This window comes from Streptomyces sp. NPDC034103 (assembly GCF_055575395.1).
Genome location: NZ_JBVISS010000002.1, coordinates 158658 through 179139 on the forward strand (window position 1 = coordinate 158658; position 20482 = coordinate 179139).

Genomic DNA, 20482 nt, shown 5'->3' on the forward strand with positions numbered 1-20482 from the left:
CCTCCTACGGCGTAGCGATATACCGATGTATCGATGTACGACCGCTGCTCCGCCCCCACGGTGGCACGGGGGTCTGACAACGGGACGTCGGCGGGTCTGGCAAGTGACAACGGGCCGTGCGCGGATAATCGCTTGCCCGCCGGTGAGCGCGATGGGTGCAATGACCGGCATGATCAGCCAGGTGCGCCTGTCGCGGCGAGGCGGGACGTATGCGTACGAGCGGATGGACGCGACGTACGCGTGCGTGCGGCGGGGCGGGACGTACACGTACGGCCGGCCCGCGTCGGGCGGCGAGCCGGGCGGCCTGCGACTCAACCGCCACTCGGGAGACGCCACCGTATGAAGACGCCCTCATCGCCCCCTGAAGCGCAGCGGACCGCCGGGTCATCCGTCCAGGTCGGCGTGCTCGCCCCGCTGACGCGGCCCGGTTGGGCCGAGGCCGGCCGGCATCTGCTCGGCGGCCTTGAACTGGCCGCCGGAGAGGTGAACGACGCCGGAGGCATCCTCGGAAGCCCGCTGGAACTGGTGGTCCGGGACACCGCGGCGGATCCGCTGAAGGCCGCGGCGGCCGTGGACGAACTGGCGGACCTGGGTGTCGTCGCCGTGGCGGGGGAGTACCACAGCGTCGTGGCGCGTGCCGTCGCCGCCCGGGCCCACGCCCTCGGTCTGCCGTATCTGTGCTCCTCGGCGGTGCTCGACGCGCTCACCGACCGGCCGACGCCCTGGGTCGCGCGCCTCTCCCCGCCGCAGTCCCGCGGTTGGCAGGTGTACGCGGACTTCCTGCTCGGCGCGGGCCACCGGCGCATCGCCTTGGCGGTCCAGCCGAGCGTCTACTGGGCGGCCGGCACTCGCATTCTGCGCGACCACCTCGCACCGCGCGGCGGCACCGTCAGCGAGTTCGACATGACAGCCCTCACCCCGGCGGCCCTGTGCGAGGCATTGGCCGACAGGGGCGTGACCGCCCTACTGCTGCTGGTGGGCCACCCGGACCCGGCCGTACCGGTCGTCCGGGCCGTCCGCCGGGACCAGCGCCTGACCGACGTCCTCATCGGCGCCCCGGCCGGCCAACCGGAGTTCGCCGAATGGGCGACGCTGCTCGGCGAGGACGGCGCCGGGGTCCCCTTCCTGCGCTACCTTCCCGAGCGCCTCACCGCACTCGGCGTACGAGCCGAGAAGGGATTGCGTGAACTACTGGGCGGGACACCCTCGTTCGTCGCCTTCGAGGGGTACGACACGGTCGTCGTCCTCGCCGAGGTGCTGCGCTCTCACGGTACGGACCGGGGGCGCATCGCCGAGTCCTGGCCGCGTGTGGTGGCCGAGGGTACGCGGGGGACGATCCGGTTCTCCCGCGTACCGGGCATCGGCGTGTGGCAGTGGGCCGAGGCGCCGATCCAGGTCGTGGAACGAGATGCGGCGGAGCTCGGCCGCTTGCGGGTCCGGCACACCGGGTGAGCCGGGCACCCCGGACAGGGCCGAGCGCGGGGTCCCCGGTGGGGCGAGGCGGGACCGGGCTGCTCAGATCTTCGTCGTGTCCTGCTTCCAGTCCCGGGCGAGGAGCCCGAGCAGCACCTCGTCCATGAACTCGCCCATGACCCAGGCCGAGGAGCGCAGCACACCCTCGCGAACGAAACCGTTGCGCTCGGCGGAACGCAGCATCGCGGCGTTGTCCGACAGGGTCTCGATCTGGAGCCGTTGCAGACCGCGTACGACGAATCCGTAGTGGCACAGCACCGCCACCACGTCCGTGCCGTATCCCTTGCCACGGGCGGACGGCAGCAGGCCCAGCCCGATGTGCGCGAGGCGGTTATGGGTGTCGATGCCCCACAGCGTCGCCGTCCCGACCAGGGTGCCGCCCTCCAACTCCACCACGGAGAACGGGACATGGCCCTGCTCCTTGTCGTCCACGACGAGCCGCGGATCCTTCGACCCCGGGGAGATGGGCCGCCACGGACCGCTCTCCGCGCGGGAGGAGTTGACCACGTCGTCGTAGAGCTCGGCCCGCAGGATCGGGACGTCTTCCTCGTGCCGGGCCCTGAGCCCGACCTTGCTGCCTTGAAGCATGCTGGATTCCTACCGGCCGTGGCGCACGACGGCAAACGAATATGCGACCGCGCGGGCCGTACCCCGTGGGTCTTGGTCGGGCGCGGAGTGCAGGAAAATTCGCCGGCACACCGAGCCTCGGCCGTGTCGAACGCGCCGCTTCCCGATCGACGGGACAGTGAAGACAACGTGTCCCGAGCACCGAGGAGTAGCCATCGTGACCGTCACCGCGGATCTGGCCATGTCCCTCGACGGCTTCGTCGCCGGCACCGGCGTCAGCCTCGACAATCCGGGCGGCGACGGAGCCGAGCCGCTCTTCGAGTGGATCCACAACCTGGCGAGCTGGCGCGAGCGCCAGGGGTTGAGCGGCGGGGAGGAGAACCGTGACTCGGAGCTGATGCGTGAGTGGTTCGACGCCACCGGGGCGGTGGTCATGGGGCGGATGATGTACGACACCGGAGAGGAGTTCTGGGGCGACAACCCGCCCTTCCGCGCTCCGGTCTTCGTCCTCACCCACCGACCCCGCCCGACCCTGGTCAAGCAGGGCGGCACCACCTTCACCTTCGTCACCGACGGCATCCACAGCGCCCTCGACCAGGCGAAGGCCGCCGCCGGTGAGCGCAACGTCGACATCGCGGGCGGCGCGAGCACGGTACGGCAGTACCTCGCGGCGGACCTCGTCGACGAACTCCAACTGCACGTCGTACCGGCGCTGTTGGAGGACGGCGTACGACTCCTCGGCGGGCTGGACGCGGGGCGGCGGACCCTGGAAGTGGTGCGGGTGGTCGACACCCCGCTGGCCACCCACCTCAAGTACCGCTTCACCAGGTGAAGTCCGCCCCGCTTCCGGAGAGCCTCCGGCTCGGGTCAGCCGTGGTACGGCGCGGTGACGTCCAGGACCCAGGTGACGCCGAAGCGGTCGGTGAGCATGCCGTACAGGGGCGCCCACGGCGCGGGCTCCAGCGGACGTACGACGGTCGAGCCCTCGGCGAGCCGGTCCCACAGAGCGCCGATCTCCTCCGTGTCGTCGCCGCGCACGGAGACGAAGAACGGCCGGTCGCCCTGGCTCCACGGCAGCTGCGTGGGCACGTCGTAGGCCATGACGTGGAACCCGTTCTCGCCGACCACCTCGCCCCACATGAGCCAGTCCGCCTCGCTCTCGTCCTGGACGGCTCCGGCGTCCTTGTAGGTGACCGCGACGGCGCGTCCGCCGAAGACGGAACCGTAGAAGTCGAGCGCCTGACGTGCGGTGCCCCGGAAATTCAGGTGCGTGGTGGTGGTGACGGACATGTTCTGCTCCCTGCCTCGCTGAAGACATGTGCGGCCGCGGCCGTACGGCCGGGCGGCGCCACCGTGACCGGGAGAGGTGCTCCCGGGCGGCCTGATTGCCACGATGGCGGAGGTAGCGGACAGGGTGTGTCCGGTACTGCGGGGAGGATGAAACGCATGCACAAGACCTCCGCCCGGCTGCTCGCGCTGCTCTCCCTGCTGCAGACACACCGTGACTGGTCCGGCGACGACCTCGCCGAGCGTCTCGACGTCACCTCACGCACCGTGCGGCGTGACATCGACCGCCTGCGCCAACTCGGCTACCGGGTCACGACCGTCAAAGGGCCGGCCGGCGGCTACCGACTGGACGCCGGTGCCCACCTGCCGCCGATGCTGTTCGACGACGACCAGGCGGTCGCCCTGGCCGTCGCGCTGCAGACCGTGGTCTCCGGCACCACACTCGCCGAGGATGCCGGGCGCGCGCTGGCCACCCTGCGCCAGGTCATGCCGTCCCGCCTGCGCCGTCGCGTCGACCTGCTGCGCGTCACCGCCGTCCGGCCACCCGCCGCCCCGGATACCTCGGAGGTGGACGCGCACGTCCTGGTGGAGCTGAGTCGCGCCATCCACGCCCGCGAGGAACTGCGCTTCGACCACACCCCGCACGCCGGAACCGAAGCCGGCAGCCCACGCCGCGTGCAACCCCACCACCTGGTCACCTGGCTGGACCGCTGGTACCTCGTCGCCTGGGACCTCGACCGCGAGGACTGGCGCGTCTTCCGCGTCGACCGCATCCGGCCCCGCACCCCCACCGGCCCCCGCTTCACCCCGCGCGCCCTTCCCGGCGGCGCGGTCCCCGCCTTCCTCATCAGCCGGTTCCGCGGCGACGACGGGGCCGCCGGCGACTGGCCCTGCCGGGGCGAGGCCGTCCTGCACCTGCCCGCCGCCGACGTCGCGCCCTTCGCCCGGGACGGCGTCGTCGAGGAACTCGGCCCCCACCGCTGCCGGCTCACCCTCGGCTCCTGGTCATGGACCGGACTCGCCGCCGCCCTCGCCCGCTTCGACACCGAGATCGAGGTCGTCGGCCCACCCGAACTGGCGGCGGCGTTCGCGGACCTCGCCGCCCGCTTCGCCCGCGCCGCGGGCACCCCGGACCCAGCCCAAGCACCGCAAGGAGACCCCGCGTGACGCTCCAGCGGACGGACAACGTGCTCATTCGTCGTGGCCGACCTCGACGCCGCCGCAGCGCCGCCGCACCCGCCGCCGGTCGCCGTACCGCCGGGGGGCGTCGTACCGCCGGGGGGCGTCGTCCCGTGTGGACAGGTCTCCGGCCAGGTTCCGCACGGACGGTGATGTGCTTTGAGCTGTGTGACCCGGCGTGGCGTCAGCTGTAGCGGCGCCTGGTGCGACGCAGGAGGACGAACCCGCAGATCAGCAGGACCGCTCCGGCCGCGGCCGGCCACAGCTGCGTGCCGGTCTCGGCGAGAGAGTCGCTGCCGCCCTGCGGTTCGGTCTCGGCACCGGCGGGAGGCTGCGCCACGACACCCGTCGAAGGGCTCTGCGACGCGTTCGCCGCGTTGTCGTCCTGGGGGTACGACGTGGCGTCGGGGGACTGCGTCGCGGGCCGCTGGGTGGCCGAGGGCGAGCTGTACGTCTTGGGCTCGTCCTTGTCGGGCGCGGGGGCGGGTTCCGGTGCGGTGGATTCGTCGGCGGTCGGTGTCGCCTGCGGTTCGTCGTCGGACCCGCCGTCGCCCTCCGCGCCATTGCCGGGCGGGGGAGTGGAGCCGTTGTCGGAACCGGGTTCCTGACCGGAACCGTTGTCGGAACCAGGCTCCTGACCGGAACCGTTGTCCGAGCCGTTGTCGGCCCCGTCGTCCGAGCCGTCGTCGTTGTTGCCGTTGCCGTTGCCGTTGCCGTTGCCGTTGCCGTCGTCGCCGGAGCCGGGCTCCTCGTCGGCGCCCGCGCCGCACTTGCGGCCGTCGTTGATGCAGCCGACCATCTCGTTCATCAGGTCCTCGCCGAAGACGTTGATGAAGTCGCCGTGGTCGGTCACGGGCTTGTGCAGCTGCTCCGGGAAGGCGTCCACGGCGAAGAGCGGAGTGGTGCGGCCGCCGTCCTGGAGGCTCGGCGCGTCGACGTCGTAGACGATGCGCTGGACCAGTTGCGGGATGGCCTGGAAGCCGGCCGGGCAGGAGCCGTCGGCCTGAGCGAACGCCACGTGCGTGCGATGGTTGGCGCTGTCGATGTTGCGCCCGTCCCAGCAGCTCTGGAACCTGAACGTACGGATTACGTCACTGCCCTGCGGACATACCGGGTACTTGTCCTTCAACTGACGGTCCTCGAACCCGGTGCAGCTCCAGGACGCGTTGGCGTTGGCGGTGCCGTTGACGAACGCCTTGGCGTCGCCGGTGATGATGCGCAGCAGCCGCGGCATGGCCGTGACCTTGCTGGTCGGGTTGCCGACGAAGGTCAGGGTGACCTCCTTGGGCGTGACGATCTCACCGGCGTTGCCCTCGGTGCCGCCGCCGGGGGCGCCCGCGTCCTGTTCCTGGGTGCCGTTCTGCAGACGCAGGACGGGCCAGTAGTAGGAGGACCTGTCGCCCTGGTCCACGCAGCTGGTGGCACCGGCGGCCAGTTCGTTGTCGTCGGCGAAGGCGTTGTTGGCCTGGTTGCCGATGTAGTCGTGGAAGTGGTGGGCGCCGTTGGACACACCCGGGGCCACGATCACGTTGTCCGAGTTGAACAGGCCGTTGGCGTTGACTCCGCAGCTCGTGACGAAGGTGCCGCGGGAGGCGTCGGCTGCCGCGTTCGGCGGTTGCGCGGCGGGCGGGGCGGAGGCGATGTCGGCGTAGTCGGCGGCGACGGGGCCGTTGCCCGACTGCCCGCCGTTGCCCTGCTGTTGCTCGCCCTGACCGTCCTGGCTGTCCTGACCCTCTTGGCCACCCTGTCCGTCCCCGCCCTCCTGGCCGTTCTGGGCGCCGTCCTCCCCGTCGGCCGAGTCGTCGGACTGGCGCAGGGTGCAGGTCGCCAACTCGTCGACGCCCTCGGGACCCTGGCCGCCCGCGCGCTCGAGAGCGGCGGCGATGCGCTCGATCGTAGCCGCCCGGTTCTCCGCCAGCGGTTTCATGATCTGGCTCTCGGCGGCCTCACGGTCCTGCACCGGCCCTTGCAACTGCTGGTAGGCCTGGGCCGTCTGCTGGTCCAGACCGGCGAGTTCCTTGTCGACCTCCGCCCTCGCGCCATCGGGCACGCTGGTCAGCGCGCCACCCACGTCCGGGCAGCCGATCGTGCCCGCGCCCCAGCCGTCGGCGGACTGGCTGGACCCGGATCCGCTCTCGGTCGCGGAGGCGTACACATTCGCGGCGACCAGGCCACCACCTCCCAGCATGAGAGCTACGGCGGCAAAGGTGGCCCGCCGCGCACCTGTTGGGCGTCTGCGCTTGTTGCGTCCCACGGAAGTACTCCTGCGCGTGTCGTCCGTCCCGGCATGGAAATCCCCCGGCCCCATACGGATGCCGCACCACGACTGTTCAACCAGCTCGGAAATTCACAGCACCTTGATAGGTGGCACGGGCACCGTCGGATGCCCCGGAACCCTTCCGACCTGCCTGGAAACAGCACGACGATCACCGGGCCCAACCGCCGATCCGCACGCCGCCTTTCACCCGCCTTCCGCGCCCCGCCTTCCGCACCCCGCCTCCCGCGCCCCACCTCTCGCCCCGCCCCCGCCGAGCCCCCACCCCCGTCACACTTCCCACGCGAGCAGCTCGTCCAGAGGCACACCCTCCGCCCACCGCCGTAACCGCTCGTTGTCCAACAGATAGGTCCTGCCGTCGCGTTGGGCCCACCGAACGTCCCTGGGTCGGAACATGCCCCGGTGCACGACCAGGTGGAGAAGCGACTCCGGGTCCTCCCCGTGGGTGTCCGGGTGGGGCAGGTTCTCGTCGGGCAACGGCTCGGCGACCGGCCGGAAGGCCACGTCGAGCCGGCGGCCGTCCGGGTGCCGGGCACACAGACGCGGCCGGTCGGGTGCGGGCAGCAGCCGTACCTTCCACTGGTCGCGGCGCAGCATCCGCGCCACCGCCAAGGCCAGACCCTGGATGTCCAGCTCGGACAGTTCCTGCGGGGTGTAGCGGCCGCGGCGGCGACGCGCGTCCGGGCGACGGCGTCTGATCCCGAGCACCAGGACGAGCGTCAGCAGGAGGAGACCGGCGACCGGGACGAGCGCCCCGGCCGCTCGCGCACCCACGACAAGGGCGGCCACCACCGCGCACACCACCACCGCCAGACCCACGAACGCGGGCAGGACGTCCCGGAACCGGGGCCCGTAGAGCCCTTGGGCACGCAGTCGACGTACCGTGTCCCGTTTCGCGTGACGCTGTTCCTCAGCCGGATCGGACGTCCATAACGGGCGTGCCACAGTGTCAGCCCCCTGCGTCTGCTGCCGCCGATGCAGGGAGGGATACCCAACAAAGCGAACGGATGCTCGATCGGTGAGCCGGAACCGGCCAGGAGCGCCGGGCGCACGGAGTCACGAGACGGCGCGAAGAGCCGAGGGCGACCGCTCAGTGCGCCCGGCCGCTGATGGATGTGACGTGGATCATGAAGAGCGGGCCGGACTCTTGGAATGTTCGGTTCCGTTCCGCTGCTGGACTTGTTACGGGCTCACCATGCCCAGGGGGGCGCCGGGCAACGATGCCAGGCGTGACGGGCCAGAGGAGCCGCGCCACCGCGGCCGGCCGCCACCCCGCGCCCCCTCACTCCTTCTCGCACGCTGCCTCTGAAAGGTTCTCCTGCGCCATGCCACTGGCTCTCCTGGCCCTGGCTGTTGTCGCTTTCGGCATCGGCACCACCGAGTTCGCCACGATGGGCCTGCTGCCCCAGATCGCTGACGGCATCGGCGTGTCCGTGCCGCAGGCCGGCAACATCGTCTCCGCCTACGCCCTCGGCGTCGTCGTCGGTGCCCCCGTGCTGACCGGCATCGGCGCACGCATCCCCCACAAGCGCTTGTTGCTGCTCCTGTCGGGGCTGTTCGTCATCGGCAACGTCGCGTCCGCGCTCGCCCCCACCTTCGGTCTGCTCTTCGCGGCACGTTTCCTGGCAGGCCTGCCCCACGGAGCCCTGTTCGGCGTGGGCGCGGTCGTCGCCTCCCGCCTGGTGGCCCAGGACCGGGCCGCACGCGCGGTGTCGAAAATGTTCCTCGGCCTGACCATCGCCAACATCGTCGGCGTCCCGGCCGGGACGGCCCTCGGGCAGCAGCTGGGCTGGCGGTCCGCCTATGTCGCGGTGGCCGTCATCGGCGTCATCGCGCTCGCCGCGCTGGCCGTCTTCGTCCCCCACCAGCCTCGTGGTGAGCAGTCCGGCGTCCGGCACGAGCTGCGGGCGATGGGCAACAAGCAGGTCATGATCGGCCTGGCCACCGCGGTCGTGGGCTTCGGCGGGTTCTTCGCCGTCTACAGCTACCTCGTGCCCATGCTGACCAATCTGACGGGCCTGTCCGACTCCTCGACGACGTTGGTCCTCGCGCTCTACGGCGTCGGCATGACGCTCGGCACGCTGCTCGAGGGCCCGCTCACCGACCGCGCGCTGCGCCCCACGCTGTACGCGGGGCTCGCGCTGCTGTCCGTGGCACTGGTGGTGTTCTACTTCACCGTGCACAGCACCGTGCCGGCCCTCGTGACGATCACCTTCATCGGCGCGATGGGCGCCCTGATCACCACGCCTGTCCAGATCCTGCTCATGGCCAAGGCGAAGGACGCCCCGACCATGGCGGCCGCCTCCAACCACTCCGCCTTCAACCTGGCCAACGCCGGCGGTGCCTGGCTCGGTGGTCTCGCCATCTCGGCGGGCTGGGGCTGGGCCTCGCCCGCCCTGGTCGGTGCGGCGCTGGGCGCGGCCGGACTGGGGCTGGCGTTCATGGGCGGTGCCATGGACCGAGGCGGCCGGCGCTCCGAGGTGATCACGTCCTCGGGCAAGCAGACCGAGCAGGTCACCGCCGCCCGCTAGGAACGCCCGCCGGCCGTGCCGCCGACACGTCTCGGCCTTCCTGCGCGACCGTGCGGAACGGGCACCCTCAGTCCCGGCCGGCCCTCAGTCCCCGCCCTCAGTCCCAGAGCGGATAGGCCACGGTCCGCGACAACCGCTCCGGTCGGTCGTCCGCGTACACGAGCGTGATCCGGGAGTAGTGCGCGACCTGCGGCCGCTTCTCCCAGGGCTGCGGACGGTCGAGCTTCACGCTCACGCGATACGCGTGGAAGCGCCCGACCGCGCAGTACGGCTTGCAGTCGTTGACCCAGTTCACACCCTCGGCCCGCGCCGTGCCCGTACCCCAGCGGGACCAGTGCAGCGAGGCCAGACGGCTGTTGCCGTCGCCACAGGCGAGCAGGAAGTCGGACGGCCGCACCTGCGGGTGCCCCAGACAGTCGACGAGGACCGGCAGCGGGGCTCGCTGCTGCGCGCTGGCCGCGCTCTGGGCGGCGGCTACCGGTTCCGACCGGGCCGCTGGCGCGGTGCCTGCCGCCGTGGCGAGGGTGGCGACCGCGAAGAGCGTGATGGTTGTGGTGAATGCCCGTGTCTGCATGGCTGGCCCCGCTGCCGCTCGTGGGCGTATGTCCCGGTTCCGACGCTACGACCGGTGGCCCGCACGCACCACTCGAACGGAGCAGCGATCAGCCGACCGCGGCTCACGGCCCCGGTGGCCGTGCCTCGCGGGTACCACGGAACGGGCGCGACACCGACCCGGCGACCAGGCTGCTGCGCACCGCCCCATCGAAGGAGATCGGTCGGCGGTGACGGCCCGCACCCGCACACGGCCCGCATCCGATGACTTTCCGCCGCCCCGTGAGTCGTAGCCCACGACTTCACTCGACCGGAAGGCCAGGCCACCGATGAACACCCTGCGCGACACCCTTCACCGGTACGTCGACGACGGAAGGGTTCCGGGCGCCGTCGCCCTGGTGGCTGGCGGCGCAGACGTGGAGGTGGTGACGGCCGGTTCGATGGACACCGACGGCACCGCCCCGATGGAGAGGGACTCGCTCTTCCGTATCGCCTCCCTCACCAAGCCGATCACGGCGGCGGCGGTCCTGACGCTGGTGGAGGAGGGGCGGCTGACCCTGGACGCGCCCGTGGAGACATGGCTGCCGGAGATCGCGAAACCCAGCGTGGTCCGAACCCCTGACGCCCCGGTCGACGACCTCGTCCCGGCCGCCCGCCCGATCACCGTCGAGGACCTGCTCAGTTCACGCGCGGGCTGGGGCTTCCCGGACGGCTTCTCCCTCCCCGCGGTGCGGTCCCTGTTCGCCGTGCAGAAGGACGGCCGAGCCCTGCGGGACTGGCCGGACCCCGATACCTGGCTGGGCCTGCTGGCACGGGTACCGATGGTGTGCCAGCCGGGGGAGGCCTGGCTGTACGGAACCTGCTCCGACCTCCAGGGCATCCTCATCGCCCGGGCGTCGGGCCGTACGCTCCCCGAATTCCTCGCGGAACGGATCTTCGAGCCGCTCGGGATGAAGGACACGGCCTTCGAGGTCCCCGAGGCGAAGCGGCACCGCTTCACCTCGGCCTACGCCCCGTCCCCGGACGGCACCCCGCACCTCGTGGACGCCCCCGAAGGACAGTGGAGCAGCCTGCCGCGCTTCCACTCCGGTGGCGGGGGCCTGGTCTCCACCGCCGACGACTGGCTGGCCTTCGCCCGCATGCTGCTGAACGGTGGCGAGGCGGCCGGCCACCGGCTGCTCAGCCCCGCCTCGGTCCGCCGTATGACCACCGACCACCTCACACCCGCCCAGCGCGCGAGCGCCACCCTCTTCCTGGAAGGCCAGGGATGGGGATACGGCGGCCAGGTCGACATCACCTCGGCGGAACCCTGGAACATCCCCGGCCGTTACGGCTGGGTGGGCGGCACAGGCACGACAGCGCACCTCGTGCCGTCCACGGGAACGGTCGCGATCCTCCTGACCCAGGTCGCGATGGAGAACCCGACGCCCACACCGCTGATGCGGGACTTCTGGCGGAGCACGACAAGCGGTTGACCCTACGGGGACGCGGCGCTCGCCCCGATCCAGCCGCGGTAGGCGTCCACGTCCACGTTGCTCCCGCACACCACGGTCACCACGTGCCGCCCGGCGAAGCGAGCGCGGTCCTCGAGGAGCGCCGCGACGCCGAGCGCGGCCGACGGTTCGACGACGAGCCCCGCGTGGTCGAGGAGCATCCGCATGCCGGTGACGATCGACTCCTCCCGGACCAGGACGGCGTCGTCGGCGACGAGGAGGAGGTCGTCCAGAACAGCCGGGATGGGACGCCGACCGGCGACGCCATCGGCGATCGTCTCGGCCGACTCGGTGGTGACGAGGCGCCGTTGACGCCAGGACAGGGTCAACGCCGGTGCGCCCAGCGGCTGGACGCAGATCACCTCGACCCCGGGCGCGAGGGCCTTGACGACGTGACCCACGCCCGTGGCCAGAGCCCCGCCGCCGAGAGCGACGAGCACGGCGTCGAACGGGGCCGCGCCGTACCCCGGTTCGACCAGTTCCAGTCCGACCGTCGCCGCACCCTCGCAGGTCTCGATGTCCAGGCTGTCCTCGACCAGCCGGATGCCGTCGGACCGCGCGATGGCCGCCGCCCGGTCGCGGGCCAACTCGTGGTCACCGTCCACCAGTTCCAACCGGGCGCCCAGCGCGCGGATCCGATCGAGCTTGGCAGCCGTCGCGAAGCGGGACGCCACGACGGTCACCGCGAGCCCCCGCCCTCGCCCCGACCAGGCGAGGGCCTGACCGAGGTTGCCCGCGCTCGCGCACACCACGTCCCGCGCACCTCGGTCGGCCAGCGCACTCGCGACGAGCTCGGTGCCTCGCCCCTTGAAACTGCGCACCGGGTTCGCCGTCTCGAGCTTCACGCTCACCGCGCACCCGAGCAGGGGCTCCAGCGCCTCGCACCGGTACAGAGGCGTGTTGAGGAAAACGGGGTCGATCACCCGGCGAGCGGCCCGAATCCGACCGGTGTCAAGGCGCGTCTGAGGCACGGCACGCCAGCCTACCGACGGGCGCCGACCGCCGGCATCGCATGAGATCGACAAGACCGCGATCTCCACCTCCGACCACCACGGCCCGGGCGTTCGCACGGCGGCCTGTCCCACCCTTCGTCGCCCGACGCTCCGCCCTCACGTACTACCGTGGCGCCCCTTCACGCCCCGGGCCGCGAGGCGTGGTGTCGGGAAGCGGTCTGGTGCGACATGGTGTGCGACATGGGCTGTCCGATGAGGGGATGGGCGGATGAGGGTGGTCGTGACGGGCGCGTCCGGGTTCCTGGGCCGTCTGCTGGTGGGAGAATTGCTCCGGACGCGGCGTTTCGCCGGGACCCCGGTCACCGGGCTGGTGCTGGTCGACCGTGTGGACCGGCCCGACCGCCCGGGCGGTGCGGACCCGGCCGTGCGCACGGTCACCGGCGACCTCGTCGACCACCTCGCGGAGGTGTTCGCGGAGCCGGTGGACGTGGTGTTCCATCTCGCGGCGGCGGTGTCCGCCGAGTGCGAGGCCGACTTCGGCCTCGGGATGCGCGCCAACGTGGATGCCACGCGCGCCCTGCTGGAGGCGGCGCGGGCACAGGCGGCGGGGGGCGGCCCGGTGGCGCGGGTGCTGTTCACCAGCAGCCTCGCCGTGTACGGCCCGCCGGCGGGGTCCGAACCTCAGTCGCCGGTCAGCGAGGCGACCCTGCCGGCGCCCCGGTCGAGCTACGGCACACAGAAGTTGATGTGCGAGCACCTCATCGCGGACATGACCCGCCGCGGGTTCGTCGAGGGGCGTGTGGCGCGGTTGATGACCGTCGCGGTACGGCCGGGCAGACCGAACGCGGCCGCCTCCGGTTTCGTCTCCGGGATCATCCGTGAGCCGCTCGCCGGCCGGCCCGCCGTCTGCCCCGTCGCCCTCGATCTGCGGGTGGCGCTGGCCTCACCGCGCACCACGATCCGGTCCGTGCTGCGTATCGCGGAGACCGACCGCGACAGCACGGCGGGAGGCGCGGACGCGGCGCTGCCGGTCAACGTGCCCGGCCTGACCGTCTCCGTCGCCGACATGCTCGCCACCCTGCGGCAGGTGGCCGGCCCCGCGGTCGCCGACCTGGTGACCGTCGCACCCGACCCGGCGGTGACGGCCCTGGTCGGCTCCTGGCCCGCGCATGTCGACAACCGCCGCGCCGCGGAGCTGGGCCTGCTGCCCGACCTGAGCTTCGAAGCGGTCGTACGGGACTACCTCACCGCACACCCCGAGGCGGTGTCGCAGCCGCCGCGTCCCTGAGCCGGCGCCCGCACCGGCCGCTGGTCACGGCGGAGCCTGGTTGCCGAGGTCCGCGACGGCGGCGTGCGCCGCCGGGCCGGGCCCCAGACGGGCCGCCAGGAGGGTGACGTCGTCCTCGGAGCCGACCGGGGCCAGTCGGCCCAGGACGAGGTCCAGGACGTGCGGCAGGGGGTGCCCGGGGGTGACGGGCGTGGCGGCCAGTGCGGTCAGCCCGGCGTCGATGTCCCGACCGCGCCGTTCGACCAGCCCGTCGGTGTAGAGGAGAAGCAGGGAGCCCTGCGGCATCGGAAGGCACCGGCTGCCGTACCCGCCGGTCCCCGTTCCCAGGGGAGGGCCGACGGGGAGGTCGGCCAGCTCGGGGACGCTGTCCGGGCGGGCCAGCAGGGGCGGGACGTGTCCGGCCGTGGCCAGGACGGCGTGACCGGCCCCGGGGTCCAGGAGGGCCAGGACGCAGGTGGCGACCCGGTCCAGGTCGAGCGCGTGGGCCGTACGGTCCGCCTCGGCGAGGAGCCGGTCGGGGGCGAGCCCCTGAAGGGCCAGGGTGCGGATCAGGGACCGGTACTCACTCATGGCGGCCGCCGCACGCACTCCGTGCCCCATGACGTCGCCGACGACGAGCAGGGTGCGCCCGCCGGGCAGGGCGACGGTGTCGAACCAGTCGCCGCCGACCTCGGCCCCGCGTCCGGCCGGCAGATAGCGGCTGGCGATCTCCACGCCGGGTCCGGTCCGGTGCGGGGTGGCGAGGAAGGCGCGCTGCATCTCCAGGGTGGTCTCGTGCTCGTGGGTGTAGCGCAGCGCGTGACCGATGCCCGTCGCGGCCCGTGCTGTGACCTGTGCGAGGACCTCGACGTCCGAGGGGGCGAACTCGGGTGAGTCGCCTCGACGGCCGACGATCACGGCCCCGATCGGCTCGCCCGCGTGCATCAGCGGGAGATAGGCGACGGAGTGCAGGCCCATCGCCCGGTAGCGCTCCAGGCGCTGCCGGGTGGGGGCCATGAGGCGGACGGCGTCGTCGTCGGGCCGGTTGAGTACGACGGGCTCGTGCTCGGTGAGGACCCGGGCCATCGACGAACTGGCCTGATGGAAGATCACCTCCCCGCCCCTCGTCACGGGGGTCAGCAGGGGGCTGTGAGTGCTGGGAGCGGCGGTCACGGCCATGCGCCGCAGCCACACGGGGGCGGGGGTGGCGGGCGCCTTGGGAGTGCCCTCGGGGTCGACCACGTCGACGGCGGCGTAGTCGGCGAAGCGGGGCACCAGCAGGTCGCTCAGGGCCCGGCAGGCCTGTGCCGCGTCGAGGGTGCCGCCGACCCGGGCCGCGGTCTCCGCCAGCAGTTCGAGGCGGTCCTGGGCGCGGCGCAGCGTCTCGTTCTGCCGGATGCCGTCGGTCACCTCCATCACGATGGCGGCGACGCCGAGGACCTCGCCGTCGTCGGCGTCCAGCCGCTGGAAGGCGCCGAGCCAGTACCGCGGTACGTCGGCGGGGTCGGCCGGCGGGCGGCCGTCGAACACGAGCACCTGCGGCCGACCGGTGGCGAGCACCTCGCGGGCCACCTCCGCGGAGGGGCCGGAGCCGGGGATCACCTCCGGCATGGGCCGACCGAGGTGCTCCTCGACGGGCAGGCCGTTGGCCTTCGCCAGCGCGTCGTTGACGTACAGGTAGCGCAGCCGCTGGTCCAGGATCCCGATGCCCGCGGGCGTCTCGTCCAGTAACCGTCGCCCGAGCCGCAGCTCGTCCACCAGACGGTCCGCCTGGGGAGTGCGGCCCGCCGCGTCGCGGACCGCCTCCGACAGGGCCCTCAGCGTCGCCGACGTCAGGAACGGATCGGGGTGCGCGGTCGGGCGGGGGTCGAGGGCGTTCATCCGGTGGGTCCCCCGCTCCTGACATGGCCGGCCCGGTCACCACCGTGGCCACCCCTGCGCCTTCCGATCACCGAGGTCCGTTTGGTCCTACTTGACCAGCATTACAGCGCATCTCGTACGGCATGGCTGTGACCTAGGTCTCATTCTCCCGCCGGGGAACCATCAAGGACGCCGACCGGATGTGACCACTGTCGTCACGCGGGAGCCACTCGGGTGAACGTTCTAATGCGTGGATCTTCCTGTTCGCCCGTTTCGGGGGTTCGCCTTGCCGCACGATAGGTGGGTCATGACGCCGGACCCGGAGCACGTATGAACCCACCGCGTATCGACGTCGTACACCCGGACGCACTCGGGGCCGACGACGTGGACCTGTGGAACGAGCTGCGGACCCGGAGCACGGATGCCCCCAACCCCTTCATGAGCGCGGAGTTCACCCGCGCAGTCGGACGAGTGCGGTCCGACACCCGGGTCGCCGTCCTGCGCCGCCAGGGAGAGACGGTCGGCTACTTCCCCCACCAGAAGGGCAGATGGGGCCACGGGTACGCGGTCGGCCTCGGAGTCTCCGACAGCCAGGGCGCCGTGCTGAGCCCGGACCTCGACCTGGACCTCCAGCACCTGATGCGCGCCTGCTCCCTCACCGCCTGGGAGTTCAACCACCTGGAGGACGGCGCCCAGGAGTTGTTCCTGCCCCACGCGACGGGCCGGTTCGCCTCACCCGTCGTCGACCTCGCCGGCGGCTTCGAACGGTACGAGGAGCATCTGCGGGCGCACTCGCGCAAGTTCCTCAAGGCGGCGCTCGCACAGGAACGGCGCATGCACCGCGACCTCGGCCCCCTGCGCTACGTCCACGACGAGCGGGACCCCGCCGCCCTGCGCACCCTCATCGCCTGGAAGTCCGCCCACTACCGGCGCACGGGCCGCCGCGATCCCTTCGCCCAGCCCTGGATCGCCCGGCTCGTACAGGACCTGGCCGCCTCCAGGTCTCCGCACTGCTCCGGCATCCTGTCGGTGCTCTACGCGTCCGGCAGCCCGGTGGCCGCCCACTTCGGTCTTCGCTCCCGTACGGTCTTCTCCTGCTGGTTCCCCTCCTACGACCGGGCCTTCGCCACCTTCTCGCCCGGGCGCGTGCTCTACCTCCGCATGATCGAGGCTGCTGCCGCCTCCGGGATCCGCGTCTTCGACTTCGGCAGGGGACAGGCCGCGTACAAGGACTCCTTCAAGACCGGGGACCTCCTGGTCCACGAAGGTGCCGTGCGCGCGGCGGGACCGGGCGCCGTCCTGCACTGGCTCCGCCGCGAACCGGTGCGGGCCGTGCGGGGGTTCGTCCGCGAACGCCCCGCGCTCAAGGCGGCGGCGGCCCGGACCCTGCGGACGTTCGGTGAGGCACGGGCGCGCTGACCTCTCCTCGGCCGAGCGCGGGCCGGTGTCCGCGGGCCCGGCGCAGGAACGGCGCCTCGATGACGTAGTACGACAGGAGGGCCATCACCGCGGTCAGCACCACGGTGGCCGACAGCAGCTCGTCCTTCACGCCGAGGGAGGCCAGCAGCCGTATGACCGGGTAGTGCCACAGGTAGATGCCGTAGCTGAGGTGGCGTCCCGTCCAGGCGAGCGGCGCGAACGCGAGCAGGCGGGACAGCCGGCCCTCCGGCCGTAGCTCCAGCCCCGCGACGAGCGTGGCGGACACCATCGCCACGCCGAGGAACCCGACCGTGTACCACAGCGCGGTCCAGGCGCCGAGGTCCCCGGTCACCGGGACCCGCCAGGCCACGAGCGCCAGCAGCGCGAGGGCGGGTCCGGCGAGTCGGCCGGACCAGGTGCGCAGCGGGGCCAGCCGTGGATCGTCCGCGCGCAGCCGCGCCAGCGCCACGGCGACCAGGGCGCCGGCCAGCAGCTGGTCGGCGCGGGTGTCGGTGCCGTTGTAGATGCGGTGGGTCGCGTCCGGGGCCCACAGCGCGCAGCGCCACAGGAAGGGCAGGACGCACAGGGCCGCCGTGCACAGCAGGACCGTGCGGGCCCGCAGCCGGCGCAGGAAGAGCAGCAGGAGCAGCGGCCACAGCAGATAGAACTGCTCCTCCACACCCAGGGACCAGGTGTGCGCGAGGGGTCCGCCGGAGTACGGCCCGGACTCCACGGCCCGTACGACGTTGGTCACGAACGTCGCCGCGAGGCCCACCGCCTGCCACGAGCCGTCGAAGGCCCACAACGAGGTCGTCGCCGCCAGCACCAGGCACACCGCGCACAGCGCCAGCAGCGCGGGCACGAGTCGCAGCCACCGGCGCTGGTAGAAGGGCAGCAGGGCGATGGTGCCGTTGCGTGTGTACTCGGCGAGGAGCAGGCGGGTGATCACGAAGCCGCTGATGGTGAAGAAGACGTCCACGGCCACCGAGCCGCCGGGGACCAGCGTGTGGTCGACGTGGTAGACGAGGACCAGCGCGACCGCGAGGGTCCGCAGACCGTCCAGCCCGCCGACCCGGCCGCTGTGCAGCGTGGCCGAAGGAAAGCCCCGGCGTGCGTCTGCCGCCGGGGCCTTGGGTCTCCGGACGCCGACCGCCGCCTCTGTCCCCGTTGCTTCCACGGCCGTCGAGTCCGGTGCGTTGACCATGAAGGAGATCGCTTCCCACCTGCCCGCTGATTCCAGGGTGACGTGATGCACCTGTCCGTAAAGCACGGTCACATGCCTTCCTGGCAGCCACCTGTTTGAATCAGCGGAGTACGGCTCGGCTCACGGGCAGGCTCCTCGACGAGCCGCACACCTGCTCGTCCCCGCCCGTGCCCAGAACGGGGCGTCCCCGGCGTGTTCCGATCACGCCGTCCAACTCGTGTCGATCAGCGCGGAGTTGGGACAAAGCAGCACGCGGCACGCGGCCGCTACCCGAAAGGGCGGCGGCCGCCCCCCAGACGGGCCGCCACAGCGGAGTCCACCCCGGTTGGACCGGCCGAAGCGTGGCCGGGCTACACGATGTTGAAGCCGCGCGACGCGTCGTAGATGTCGGTCTCGATGAAGACCACGAAGAACGAGGTCACGACGTACTGGACCATGACGTCGTCCTCCCAGGCGGAGCGGGTCACGCTGTCGTCGAGGTAGGCGAGGTGGCTGTCGGGGCCTTCGGGATCGGCCGCGATCCTGTCGACGAGTCGCAGGAACTTCTGCCGGTCGTCAGCCGGCATGTAGTCGCGGAACCGCGCAACCTGCTCGGTGAACTGCACACGCTTCTTCATCGAGGCGGAAGTCTATGGACCCGGCCAGCCGTTCGCCGGGAATTTCGGCCGGGCCCACGTGGGAGTGAAGGGCTCCTCCAGGAACGGGACTTGGAGGAGCCCTTCGGCTTCGGCGTTACGAGAGTGCGGGGAGTACGTGGTCGCCGACCTTGTCCGTGCTCAGGCACAGGGAGCACACGACCGCGTCGTGGGTCTGGCAGGCGGCCAGGTCGGGGCGCTCGTACGGCTGGTGGCAGACGTGGCAGTCGAGGGTCACACCGCTCGGGTTGCCCTCGCCGTCGAGCATCGGTTCGGCGATGCCGTCGTCGGTGCGGCGCAGGTAGTACCTGCCCTTGGTGGCGATCGCCATGACCGGGGTGAGGACGAAGGCGATCACGGCGGCGGCGACCGGCGAGTACGGCTGGAGGGTGTCGCCCAGGGCGTGGAAGTACATGGCGATGGACAGCCCGGAGGCGGCGAGGAAGGAGACCACACCGACCGGGTTGACGGCGTAGAGCATGCCGCGGCGGAACTCCGGGGCGTGCGGGGAGAGTTTGAGGAGGTACTTGTTGACGCCGATGTCGGTGGCGACGGTGACGACCCAGGCGATCGCGCAGTTGGAGTAGAAGCCCAGGATGCTGTTGAGGAAGCTGAACATGTCGGCCTCCATCAACGCGAGTGCGAAGCCCAGGTTGACCAGGACGAAGACCATACGGCCCGGATAGTGCTTGGTGACGCGGGTGAAGGAGTTGGTCCAGGCGAGCGAGCCGGAGTAGGCGTTCGTCACGTTGATCTTGATCTGGCTGATGACGACCAGCGCCACGGCGAGCGGGAGCACCATCCAGGACGGCATCATCGCGTCGAAGGCGCCCTTGAACTGCTGGATCGGCTCGGGGGCCACGTCGGGACCGACCTTGGCGAGGATGTAGACGGCGAGGAAGACGCCGATGGCCTGCTTGAGGGCGCCCAGGACGACCCAGCCGGGGCCGGCCATGATCACCGCGGTCCACCAACTGCGCTTGTTCGCCTCGGTCTTGGGCGGCATGAAGCGCAGGTAGTCGATCTGCTCACCGATCTGCGCGATCAGGGACAGACACACGCCCGCGCCGAGCAGCACGGAGGCGGTGTTCACGCCGCCCTCGCCGTCGGTTCCGGCGTAGGAGAGGAAGCGGTCGACGGTGCCGGGGTCGGTGGTGATGAGGTAGACCAGCGGGGCGACCATGAGGATCAGCCAGATCGGGGTGGTCCACACCTGGAGCTTGCTGAGCGCCGACATGCCGTAGATCACCAGCGGGATCACCATCACGGTCGACACCAGGTAGCCGAGCCAGAGCGGCAGTCCGAGGCCCAGTTTGAGGCCCTGGGCCATGATCGAGCCTTCGAGGGCGAAGAAGATGAAGGTGAAGCTGGCGAAGATGACGCTGGTGAGGACCGAGCCGTAGTAGCCGAAGCCGGAGCCGCGGGTGATCAGGTCCAGGTCGATGTTGTAGCGGGCGCCGTAGTAGGCGAGCGGGAAGCCGGTGACGAAGATGACCACGGCGGCGACGGCGATCGCCACGAGCGCGTTGCCGGTGCCGTGGGCGAGGCCGATGCCGGCGCCGATGGAGAAGTCGGCCATGTAGGCGATGCCACCGAGGGCGGTGGTGGCCACGACCATGGGGGTCCAGCGGCGGTAACTGCGCGGGGCGAAGCGGAGGGTGTAGTCCTCCAGCGTCTCCTTCACTGCCTGGTCGGTGCCCGGCGCCGCCTTCCGCGTCGGGCCCGGCGACTGCGGCTCGGTGACGTCTGCCAGTTGTGGCTCAGCGCTCATGCCACGCCTCCTTGCT

General features: G+C 71.6%; 19 protein-coding genes. 8 read left to right on the forward strand and 11 right to left on the reverse strand.

Features of this window, described 5'->3' with window-relative positions; all coding sequences use genetic code 11:
• Nucleotides 1-169 precede the first annotated feature (169 nt).
• On the forward strand, nucleotides 170-343 hold the full coding sequence (locus ACZ56U_RS03800; RefSeq protein ID WP_469082412.1) for a hypothetical protein: 174 nt from the start codon (nucleotides 170-172) through the stop codon (nucleotides 341-343).
• A complete protein-coding gene (locus tag ACZ56U_RS03805) occupies nucleotides 340-1452 on the forward strand; it encodes an ABC transporter substrate-binding protein (protein ID WP_469082413.1) in 1113 nt (370 codons plus the stop codon). The genes ACZ56U_RS03800 and ACZ56U_RS03805 overlap by 4 nt, the downstream gene beginning before the upstream one ends.
• 63 nt (nucleotides 1453-1515) lie before the next feature.
• On the opposite strand, the gene ACZ56U_RS03810 is transcribed toward ACZ56U_RS03805, so the two are convergent.
• On the reverse strand, nucleotides 1516-2061 hold the full coding sequence (locus ACZ56U_RS03810) for a GNAT family N-acetyltransferase (RefSeq protein WP_469082414.1): 546 nt from the start codon (nucleotides 2059-2061) through the stop codon (nucleotides 1516-1518).
• A 196-nt stretch (nucleotides 2062-2257) separates the two neighbouring features.
• Here ACZ56U_RS03810 and ACZ56U_RS03815 point away from each other — a divergent pair, with 196 nt between their 5' ends.
• Complete coding sequence (locus tag ACZ56U_RS03815) at nucleotides 2258-2872, forward strand: dihydrofolate reductase family protein (RefSeq protein ID WP_469082415.1); 615 nt, start codon at nucleotides 2258-2260, stop codon at nucleotides 2870-2872.
• A 35-nt stretch (nucleotides 2873-2907) separates the two neighbouring features.
• Here ACZ56U_RS03815 and ACZ56U_RS03820 read toward each other — a convergent pair whose 3' ends face one another.
• Entirely contained in the window at nucleotides 2908-3330 is a 423-nt protein-coding gene (locus ACZ56U_RS03820; protein WP_469082416.1) for a VOC family protein, read from the reverse strand.
• Nucleotides 3331-3486: 156 nt separating this feature from the next.
• Here ACZ56U_RS03820 and ACZ56U_RS03825 point away from each other — a divergent pair, with 156 nt between their 5' ends.
• Nucleotides 3487-4494, forward strand: coding sequence for a helix-turn-helix transcriptional regulator (locus tag ACZ56U_RS03825; RefSeq protein ID WP_469082417.1), 1008 nt, complete (start codon nucleotides 3487-3489; stop codon nucleotides 4492-4494).
• A gap of 24 nt (nucleotides 4495-4518) precedes the next feature.
• On the opposite strand, the gene ACZ56U_RS03830 is transcribed toward ACZ56U_RS03825, so the two are convergent.
• The 3 genes from ACZ56U_RS03830 to ACZ56U_RS03840 all read right to left on the reverse strand — a co-directional run bounded on the left by ACZ56U_RS03830 (nucleotide 4519) and on the right by ACZ56U_RS03840 (nucleotide 7726).
• Complete coding sequence (locus tag ACZ56U_RS03830; protein WP_469082418.1) at nucleotides 4519-4650, reverse strand: hypothetical protein; 132 nt, start codon at nucleotides 4648-4650, stop codon at nucleotides 4519-4521.
• A gap of 40 nt (nucleotides 4651-4690) precedes the next feature.
• Nucleotides 4691-6694, reverse strand: a complete 2004-nt coding sequence (locus ACZ56U_RS03835; RefSeq protein WP_469082839.1) for a DUF1996 domain-containing protein — start codon at nucleotides 6692-6694, stop codon at nucleotides 4691-4693.
• Between the two features lie 357 nt (nucleotides 6695-7051).
• Nucleotides 7052-7726 (reverse strand): hypothetical protein, encoded by a 675-nt coding sequence (locus ACZ56U_RS03840; protein ID WP_469082419.1) that lies wholly within the window; start codon nucleotides 7724-7726, stop codon nucleotides 7052-7054.
• 380 nt (nucleotides 7727-8106) lie between these two features.
• Between ACZ56U_RS03840 and ACZ56U_RS03845 the strand changes: the two genes are divergently transcribed.
• Complete coding sequence (locus tag ACZ56U_RS03845; RefSeq protein WP_469082420.1) at nucleotides 8107-9312, forward strand: MFS transporter; 1206 nt, start codon at nucleotides 8107-8109, stop codon at nucleotides 9310-9312.
• Between the two features lie 97 nt (nucleotides 9313-9409).
• On the opposite strand, the gene ACZ56U_RS03850 is transcribed toward ACZ56U_RS03845, so the two are convergent.
• Nucleotides 9410-9886 (reverse strand): hypothetical protein, encoded by a 477-nt coding sequence (locus ACZ56U_RS03850; RefSeq protein WP_469082421.1) that lies wholly within the window; start codon nucleotides 9884-9886, stop codon nucleotides 9410-9412.
• A gap of 307 nt (nucleotides 9887-10193) precedes the next feature.
• On the opposite strand from ACZ56U_RS03850, the gene ACZ56U_RS03855 reads away from it, so the two are divergent.
• Nucleotides 10194-11339 carry a serine hydrolase domain-containing protein gene (locus ACZ56U_RS03855; RefSeq protein ID WP_469082422.1) on the forward strand — a complete coding sequence of 382 codons (1146 nt, stop codon included), beginning with the start codon at nucleotides 10194-10196 and terminating at the stop codon, nucleotides 11337-11339.
• 2 nt (nucleotides 11340-11341) lie between these two features.
• On the opposite strand, the gene ACZ56U_RS03860 is transcribed toward ACZ56U_RS03855, so the two are convergent.
• A complete protein-coding gene (locus ACZ56U_RS03860) occupies nucleotides 11342-12328 on the reverse strand; it encodes a threonine ammonia-lyase (protein ID WP_469082423.1) in 987 nt (328 codons plus the stop codon).
• 250 nt (nucleotides 12329-12578) lie between these two features.
• On the opposite strand from ACZ56U_RS03860, the gene denD reads away from it, so the two are divergent.
• The gene (gene denD / locus ACZ56U_RS03865) at nucleotides 12579-13598 is read left to right on the forward strand and encodes a D-erythronate dehydrogenase (protein WP_469082424.1); all 1020 of its coding nucleotides are present in this window, start codon (nucleotides 12579-12581) and stop codon (nucleotides 13596-13598) included.
• Nucleotides 13599-13622: 24 nt separating this feature from the next.
• Here the strand turns inward: denD and ACZ56U_RS03870 are convergent, their stop codons facing one another.
• On the reverse strand, nucleotides 13623-15458 hold the full coding sequence (locus ACZ56U_RS03870; protein ID WP_469082425.1) for a SpoIIE family protein phosphatase: 1836 nt from the start codon (nucleotides 15456-15458) through the stop codon (nucleotides 13623-13625).
• 309 nt (nucleotides 15459-15767) lie between these two features.
• Here ACZ56U_RS03870 and ACZ56U_RS03875 point away from each other — a divergent pair, with 309 nt between their 5' ends.
• Complete coding sequence (locus tag ACZ56U_RS03875) at nucleotides 15768-16856, forward strand: GNAT family N-acetyltransferase (protein ID WP_469082426.1); 1089 nt, start codon at nucleotides 15768-15770, stop codon at nucleotides 16854-16856.
• Here the strand turns inward: ACZ56U_RS03875 and ACZ56U_RS03880 are convergent.
• The 3 genes from ACZ56U_RS03880 to ACZ56U_RS03890 form a co-directional block, all read right to left on the reverse strand.
• Nucleotides 16801-18132: an acyltransferase family protein gene (locus tag ACZ56U_RS03880; protein ID WP_469082427.1), complete on the reverse strand. Its 1332-nt coding sequence runs from the start codon at nucleotides 18130-18132 to the stop codon at nucleotides 16801-16803. The genes ACZ56U_RS03875 and ACZ56U_RS03880 overlap by 56 nt on opposite strands.
• A 278-nt stretch (nucleotides 18133-18410) precedes the next feature.
• Nucleotides 18411-18677, reverse strand: coding sequence for a hypothetical protein (locus ACZ56U_RS03885; RefSeq protein ID WP_469082428.1), 267 nt, complete (start codon nucleotides 18675-18677; stop codon nucleotides 18411-18413).
• 115 nt (nucleotides 18678-18792) lie between these two features.
• The gene (locus ACZ56U_RS03890) at nucleotides 18793-20466 is read right to left on the reverse strand and encodes a purine-cytosine permease family protein (protein WP_469082429.1); all 1674 of its coding nucleotides are present in this window, start codon (nucleotides 20464-20466) and stop codon (nucleotides 18793-18795) included.
• Nucleotides 20467-20482: the final 16 nt, after the last annotated feature.